This window comes from Paraburkholderia sp. XV, from assembly GCF_020177535.1.
GTDB lineage: Bacteria > Pseudomonadota > Gammaproteobacteria > Burkholderiales > Burkholderiaceae > Paraburkholderia > Paraburkholderia caribensis.
In genome coordinates this window covers 1-8,216 of record NZ_JAGUUD010000204.1, presented here as the reverse complement: position 1 = coordinate 8,216, position 8,216 = coordinate 1, and the positions used below count along the sequence as shown (strand labels likewise).

The following is an 8,216-nucleotide window of genomic DNA, read 5'->3' as shown; positions in this document are numbered from 1 at the left end:
AAAGAAAAGTAGGTGCCGCCCCGCACAGGGGCGACGCCTGAAGCGAGCTAACAATGCGCGGATGCCAGCGCAAAGCAAAGGCAAATCGCGGATACCAGCGAAAGCAAAGGCCAACAAACCGAACATCGACGCCTGAGGCCCGAAGGCAAACCACAGCCCCCAGCCCAATCACAATCAAAACCACCTAACCGCGTCGCAGACAAAAAAAACCTCAAACCACATTCATAGCCAACGCACTCTCCCGATAATGCGCGCTAGCCTTCTCCGCATCCCCGAGTTGCTCATGCAACCTCGCCAACGCCCGATGCGAGCGAATCTTCAAAGTCTCGTTATCAGCAAGCTTGAGCGCCTGCTCAAGAAACGACTGCGCCTTCCCCCATAACTGCTGATGCAGACACAACCGCCCAAGCGCAAACATCAGATCCGCATCGTCAGGACGCTCCTTCCGCCAGGCCTCGGCCTTCTGAATCAGCGGCAGCGCGTCACCTCCCGTGGTGTCCGGATAGCGCCGCAACAACCGCGCATCCCAATTCTGCGCAAGCGCCTCTTCAACGATCTTCCGCGCATCCTGCGGACGCCCCAGCGCTACCAGCAACTCAGCCGCAAGATCCGCAAGCCGCGGCGAATGCCGCTCAACAGGCGTCAGCGAATGCCACAGTTCGAGCAGCGCATCAGCATTGTGCCTGCGATCGCGCAGCAGATTCTCCGCCGCAAGCTGCCGCAAACGCGCGGCAACGGCAGGATGAATTGCCTCGCGCTTTTCCAGCGTCTTCACGAGCTTGAGCACTTCGCCCCAGTTCTTCAACTGCTGCTGCGCGCGCAAGGCAATCTGCTGCGCGTGAATGCGGCGCCCGCCCTGCGACTGCATTTCGGTCAGCGCCAGCAACGCGCCATCCGCATCGCGCCCGTCGGCACGCATGTCGGCCGTCGCCATCAGGCGCGCGTCCTGCCAGTCAGGCGAATCGATCTGCGCAAGATATTCGTCGCGACGTGCGTACTCGTGCATCCGGTGCGCGGCGTTCGCGGCGATCAGGCCCGCCGCACCCTTGTTGTCGGGATTGGTCAGCGAGTCGCGCGCAGCCTTCTCCGCGCGCGAAAAGCGGCCCGCGTACAGATTGCCGATCGCATCGCGCAACGCGGCATGCGCCTTCGCCACCCGCTGACGCGCGCGATACGCCGCGACGCGCTGCGGCATGCGCCAGATGTTGCGCACGATGCGCAGCAACGCATAAATCACGATAAACGCGACGATGATCCCGACAATGAACAGGTTCAGCGAAATATCGATCCGATACGGCGGGTAGACGAGCAACACCTGCCCGGTGTCGAAGCGCCCGACGATCGCGAGCACCACCGCAATCGCGAACAGGAAAGCGAGCCAGAGAAGTCCACGCAGCGCCATGATTAACCCCGGGTCCGGTATTGATGCACGGCCTGCAGGCTCGTATCCAGATTCGGCACGTCGACGGCGCCCGAGCCGTCGTCCACCTGCTTCACGAGGTCGCGCACCGTCTGCACCTGCTTCGACGAAGCGTCGAAGTAGCGCGCGAGCGCGTTGTCTGCAGCGTGAAGGTCGGACTTGAGCGTCGTCTGGTTGCGCGCGAGCAGCGCGAGACGCGCCGACAACAGGCGCATCTTCAGGTTCTCGCGCACGAAATAGCCCTGATCGGGCGCGACGAGCATCGCGTCGGCGTGGTCGATGCGGCGCACCTGCACGAGACTCGTCAACTGCTCGCCGATACCGGCAACGAGTTGCTTCCACCACACCTTCCACTTCGGCTCACCCGTGGCGGCCGCGACGCGGTCGACATCCTTCGGTGTGGACGCGTGCGGCGTGGCGTGCGCAATCGGCGCCTCGCCCGACAGCGGCAACTGGTCGATCTGATCGATCGCGTTGTCGAGCTTGATGGCGAGGCCCGTCAGGTCGGTGGACGGCGCGGACTTCAGCTTGTCGATGTCCTGCGCGATCGCCTTGCGCACGGCCAGCACCTGCGCACCGTCCGACGCGGCGAGGCGCGTGTCCGCGCTTTGCAGCGCGAACAGCGCGAGCTGCGTGTTGCCCGTCAGTTGCAGTTGCTCGCTTGCAGCCGACAGCATCTGCCCCACTTCGGCCATCGTCCAGTCATCGCGGTTGCGCGCGAGGTCCGCGTATTGCTGCTGCAGCGCCTGCTGCGCGTTCTGCGCGTCGGCGAGCTTGCCTTCGAGCTGCGCGAGTTGCGCATCGGCCTGACGCACGCTGGCGACGGCCTGCTCGGTCTTCACGCGCAGTTCGGCCGTCTGCGAATCGTTGGCCTGCTGGCGGTGCGACAGTTGCTGATCGAGCTTGATGATCCTGCGGTTCAACGCAATGCCGCCCGCGACCGCCGCGAAGAACACCAGCGCAATGACAACCCAGAGCAGCGTGTTGCCCCTGGGCTTGGCCTGTTGCATTTCATACGGCGTAAAGGGTTGATTCGGCGGCAGCGCAGTGGCGGACCGCGGCGCGGAGCCGGACGTCGGGGGTGTAGGGGTCGTGGATGCGTTGGTATCAGACATGCGTTCTTGTGCCGGGTTGGACTGGACCGGTTGAACTTCAAAAGGTGTCGCGAGAGACAACAGCGTACGGGCGATCCGTTCGTCGCCCGCACCGGACACCGTAATGCTATCAAAACCCAATGCCCGCGCAGTTTCTGCGATGCGCGGATGGGGCGCGACGAACATCGCGCGTTTCAGGTGTGCCTGCTCGTTCGTCGTGAGATGGTCGTGCGCGAGTTCGGCGAGATTGCGCACGCCCTCGGAACTCGTCACGAGCCATGCGTGCGGCGTCTTCGACTCGTCCGACAGCAGGGCGTGAATACGCGACCATGCGTCGATCGACGGGTCGGGCACGAGGCGCCGGTAGGCCGCGACCGTCTCGACTTCGGCGCCCGCTTCGCGCAGACGCTCGGCGAGCCATTCCCGGCCGCCGTCGCCGCGCACGATCAGCACGCGCTTGCCTTCGAAGGCGTTCTCGCCGAGCAAGGTTTCGAGCGCTGCATACAGCGCCTCGGAATCGAAGCGTGCGCCGTCGTTGTCATCGGCCGATGCGCCCGGGCTGATCACCTGGTACGCGGGCGCTTCGACGCCATGCTTCGCGAGCGCCGCGACGCTGCCCGGACCGACCACGCCGACGGGCAGCGCGTGCGGCCAGATCGCGTCGTGGCTCGCGAACGCGTAATCGACGGCATTCGGCGAGACGAAGACGACCAGCGCGTATCGGTCGAGCGATGCGAGCGCCGCGCGCAGCGGCGCTTCGTCGTCCGCTGCGGCGATGTCGATCAAGGGAAATTCGACGGTCGCGACACCCGCGTCGTGCAGCGTCTTCGCCAGCGCGTCGGACTGTCCTGCCGGACGGGTCAGCACGACGGTCAGATGCGTCGCATGCGATGCGCCTGCGCCGTCCCTGGACGGCAATGCCTCGGGTGTCGGGTTCGAGCCGGCCGCCATCACGCGGAAGCGGCCGGGCCGCTCGCCGTGGTGAGCGCGCGGACGATGTCGAGTGCGCCCTGCGCTTCGAGCTGGCTCGCGACCTCGCGGCCCAGTTCGAGCGCGGCGCCCGTCGTGGCTGCGGGCGCCGAGGCTTGCGCGGACAGCACGCGCTGGCCGTCGGGCGTCGCCACGACGCCGCGCAGATGCAGCGCGCCGTCGTGCCACGTCGCGTAAGCGGCGAGCGGCACTTCGCAGCTGCCGCCCAGCGCGCGCGACACCATGCGCTCCGCTTCGACCGCGGCCGCCGTGTGTTCGTGATGCAGCGGGGCAAGCCATGCCGCGAGGTCGGTGCGGTCCGCGCGGATCTCGATGCCGAGCGCGCCCTGGCCCGCGGCGGGGAGACTGTCCGCGGGATCGAGCAGCGACCGGATACGGTCGCCGAGGCCCAGACGCTTGAGGCCGGCCGCCGCCAGAATGATGGCCGCGTAATCGCCACGGTCGAGCTTCGAAAGACGCGTGTCGAGATTGCCGCGCAGCGGCTTCACGACGAGTTCGGGATAGCGCGTGCGCAGCATCGCTTCGCGGCGCAGGCTCGACGTGCCGACCACGCTGCCGGACGGCAGCGCGGCCAGCGATTCGTACTGGTTGGAGACGAACGCGTCGCGCGGGTCCTCCCGCTCCATGATGGTCGACAGCGCGAAGCCTTCGGGCAGCTCCATCGGCACGTCTTTCAGAGAATGGACGGCGAGATCGGCGCGGCCGTCGGCCAGCGCGTTCTCCAGTTCCTTCACGAACAGCCCTTTGCCGCCGACCTTGGATAGCGTTCGATCGAGAATCTGATCGCCGCGTGTCGTCATTCCGAGGATTTTTACGTCACAAGATGGATATAATTTGTGCAGCGCACACCGCACATGCTCGGCTTGCCACATGGCGAGCCGGCTTTCCCGCGACGCGATGACGAGCGTGGCGGGCGGAGTGGGCGCGAGCGTCTCGGAATTCATTGTTTGATTCATTGAACGACGGGATGTGATAACAAACAATGTTAGCACGCGCTCTGGCAACCTCTCGCTGGCCGCACGGCCATGCCAGGGCAGCGCAACGGCACTTGCGTGAGACAGTAGTTGGCGCGGCTGCGCTCACTTCCGTCAACCGCCATAGAACCAGAGGAGACAGGCCTGCGGATGCATTCACGCAGAGCCGTCCATAAGCCGCATCGATCGTGACTCGCGTGGCCGCCAGAAGCCCCAGCACGGTCGTTCGCGCGTCGAAGCGCCGCATGCGCGATGATTTAATGCGGCGCAGCACGCGCAACCGGCCCTCCTCCGCCGCGCGCGCCGCATGCTGACAGGCTTTGAGCGCAGTTCCCCGCTGTACCCGCAGTTGCAGATCATCATTCTTTGACCCTGGCTTTCCTGAGGAAACATCGTGACGTCTTCCGGATCGGCGCGCCCTGCCCGCCGCACTACTGCCTCGCCCGATGCCGTCAATACCGCATCGGCCGCTCCCGCCGCTTCCGCTGTCAAGGCCGCCAAGGCCGTGAAAGCCACGCAAGCTCTCGACTCCGGCAAAGCCGGCAAATCCACGAAGGCCAAGGCGTCCGCCAACGGCGTCTCGAAACGAATTAAATCCGACGGCGCCGGCAAGCAGGAAGCCGCGCGCGCGTCGAAAGTAACCGGCAACGGCGCCGCGCCGCAACTGAAGGACAATGCCCGCACGCGCGAAGACAAGGATCAGCCGCTCTTCGAAGACATCCGCTACCTGGGACGGCTGCTCGGCGACGTGGTGCGGGAGCAGGAAGGCGACGCCGTGTTCGACGTCGTCGAAGCGATTCGTCAGACGGCTGTGCGCTTTCGCCGCGAGGACGACAGCGTCGCCGCCCAGGCGCTCGACAAGAAGCTGCGCGCGCTCTCGCCGGAGCAGACGGTGAGCGTGGTGCGCGCGTTCAGCTACTTCTCGCACCTCGCGAACATCGCGGAAGACCGTCATCGCAACCGCCGGCACCGCATTCACGATCTGGCCGGCTCGACGTCGCAGCCGGGCACGATCGCGCATGCGCTCGACCGGCTCGTCGAAGCGAACGCCGCCGCGACGCCCGTGCTGCAGCAGTTCTTCAACGACGCGCTGATCGTCCCCGTGCTGACGGCCCACCCGACGGAAGTGCAGCGCAAGAGCATTCTCGACGCGCAGCACGATATCGCTCGGCTGCTGGCCGAACGCGACCAGCCGCTGACGGCGCGCGAGCGCCTGCAGAACGAGTCGCTGCTGCGCGCGCGCGTGACGTCGCTGTGGCAGACGCGCATGCTGCGCGACTCGCGCCTGACGGTCGCCGATGAAATCGAGAACGCGCTGTCGTTTTATCGCGCGACGTTCCTCGAAGAGATTCCGGCGCTCTACGCCGACATCGAAGAAGCGCTTCTCGAGCACGGCCTCGACGCGCGCCTGCCGCCCTTCTTCCAGATGGGCAGCTGGATTGGCGGCGACCGCGACGGCAATCCGAACGTCACGGGCGAGACGCTCGAAAACGCGATCACGCGCCAGGCCGCGGTGATCTTCGAGCACTATCTGGAACAGGTGCACAAGCTCGGCGCGGAGCTGTCGGTGTCGAATCTGCTGGCGGGCGCGAGCGACGAACTGAAGGCGCTCGCGGAAGCTTCGCCCGATCATTCGCCGCACCGCACGGACGAACCGTACCGGCGCGCATTGATCGGCATTTACACGCGGCTCGGCGCGAGTGCGCGCGTGCGGCTCGGCGAAGGTGTCGTGCCGCTGCGCAGCGCCGGCCCAGGCGCGCCGAAGATTCGCGCGACGCCTTATGACGATTCGTCCGAGTTCGTGCGCGATCTGCACGTGCTGATCGATTCGCTGACCCAGCATCACGGCGCGTCGCTCGCGACGCCTCGTCTGTCGCCGCTGACGCGCGCCGCCGAAGTGTTCGGCTTCCACCTCGCGAGTATCGATCTGCGCCAGAGCTCCGACATTCACGAAGCGGTGATCGCGGAGCTGCTGCGGCGCGCGGGTGTCGAAAGCGACTACGCGGCGCTTCCGGAAGCCGACAAGCTGCGCGTGCTGCTCGCGGAACTCGCGCAGCCGCGCCTGCTGCGCTCGCCCTATGTCGAGTACTCCGATCTGGTGAAGAGCGAACTCGGCGTGCTGGAACAGGCGCGCGTGACGCGTGAGAAGTTCGGCGCGCGCGCGGTGCGCAACTACATCATTTCGCACACGGAGACGGTGAGCGATCTGATCGAAGTGATGCTGCTGCAAAAGGAAGCCGGGCTGCTGCAAGGCGCGCTCGGCAACCCGGTCGATCCGGCGCGCGCGGGCCTGATGGTGATCCCTCTGTTCGAGACGATTCCCGACTTGCGCAACGCGTCGCACATCATGCGCGATCTGCTGGCGTTGCCGGGCATCGATGCCATCATCGAGAACCAGGGCAACGAGCAGGAAGTGATGCTCGGCTATTCGGACAGCAACAAGGACGGCGGTTTCCTGACGTCGAACTGGGAGCTGTACCGTGCGGAACTGGCGCTGGTGTCGCTGTTCAACGAGCGCGGCATCACGCTGCGCCTGTTCCATGGACGCGGCGGCACGGTGGGGCGCGGCGGCGGCCCGACCTACCAGGCGATTCTTTCGCAGCCGCCGGGGACGGTCGATGGGCAGATCCGCCTGACGGAACAGGGCGAGGTGATCGCCAGCAAGTTCGGCAACCCGGACATCGGCCGGCGCAATCTGGAGACGGTCGTTGCCGCGACGCTCGAAGCGTCGTTGCTGCCGCACGGCAATGCGCCGTCGCAACTGCCCGACTTCGAGGAAGTGATGCAGACGCTGTCGGATGCGGCGATGGCGTCGTACCGGGCGCTGGTCTACGAGACGCCGGGTTTCACCGAATACTTCTTCTCGTCGACGCCGATTGCGGAGATCGCGGAGTTGAACATCGGCAGCCGGCCGGCGTCGCGCAAGCTGCAGGACCCGAAGCAGCGCAAGATCGAGGATTTGCGGGCGATTCCGTGGGGTTTCTCATGGGGTCAATGCCGGTTGCTGCTGACGGGCTGGTATGGGTTTGGTAGCGCGGTTGCTGGATGGCTCGAGGCTGCGGGCTCGAATGTCGAGCGTGAACGTCGTGTGAGTCTGCTGCGCAAGATGCATAAGGCGTGGCCGTTCTTCGCGAATTTGCTGTCGAATATGGATATGGTGCTGGCCAAGACCGATCTCGCGGTGGCGTCGCGTTATGCCGCGCTTGTGGCTGACAAGAAGCTGCGTAAGCATGTGTTCGAGCGCATTGTGGCGGAGTGGGAGCGGACGTCCGCTGTGCTTTCCGAGATTACCGGGAAGAAAGAACGTCTTGCGGATAATCCTTTGCTCGCGCGGTCTATCAAAAACCGGTTTCCGTATCTTGATCCGTTGAATCACCTGCAGGTGGAACTGCTTAAGCGACATCGCGCTGGGGATGATAATGTCCGCGTGCGGCGTGGGATTCATCTCACTATCAATGGGATTGCGGCGGGGTTGAGGAATACCGGTTGAGTTCCTTTTTTTGTCCTGCGGACGGCGGTTCTCTTTTTTGAGGCCGCCGTTTTTTTTGTTTCTTGCTTTGGTTTGGTGTGCCTGGTTTTGTGCTGGTCTTTCGGGGATTGGTTTTGCGCTGGCATCCGTGATTTGGACTTGGCGCTGGCATCTGCGATTTGGACTTGGCGCTGGCATCCGCGGTTTGGACTTGGCGCTGGCATCCGCGTTACGTTAGCTCGCTTCAAGCGTCGCCCCTGTGCGGGGCG

The 8,216-nt window shown here is 65.0% G+C and carries 4 protein-coding genes; 1 reads left to right on the top strand and 3 read right to left on the bottom strand.

Going from position 1 to position 8,216, the window contains the following annotated elements; all coding sequences use genetic code 11:
• Positions 1 to 211 precede the first annotated feature (211 nt).
• From KFO72_RS40690 to hemC, 3 genes are read right to left on the bottom strand one after another with little or no spacing between them, the layout of a single operon-like run.
• A complete protein-coding gene (locus tag KFO72_RS40690) occupies positions 212 to 1,402 on the bottom strand; it encodes a heme biosynthesis protein HemY (RefSeq protein WP_054929892.1) in 1,191 nt (396 codons plus the stop codon).
• 2 nt (positions 1,403 to 1,404) lie between these two features.
• On the bottom strand, positions 1,405 to 3,465 hold the full coding sequence (gene hemDX, locus KFO72_RS40685; protein WP_225034466.1) for a fused uroporphyrinogen-III synthase HemD/membrane protein HemX: 2,061 nt from the start codon (positions 3,463 to 3,465) through the stop codon (positions 1,405 to 1,407).
• Positions 3,465 to 4,448: a hydroxymethylbilane synthase gene (gene hemC, locus KFO72_RS40680; RefSeq protein WP_060600007.1), complete on the bottom strand. Its 984-nt coding sequence runs from the start codon at positions 4,446 to 4,448 to the stop codon at positions 3,465 to 3,467. Before hemC ends, hemDX begins: the two co-directional genes overlap by 1 nt.
• Positions 4,449 to 4,872: 424 nt before the next feature.
• Between hemC and ppc the strand changes: the two genes are divergently transcribed.
• Positions 4,873 to 7,968, top strand: coding sequence for a phosphoenolpyruvate carboxylase (ppc, locus tag KFO72_RS40675; RefSeq protein ID WP_225034465.1), 3,096 nt, complete (start codon positions 4,873 to 4,875; stop codon positions 7,966 to 7,968).
• Positions 7,969 to 8,216: the final 248 nt, after the last annotated feature.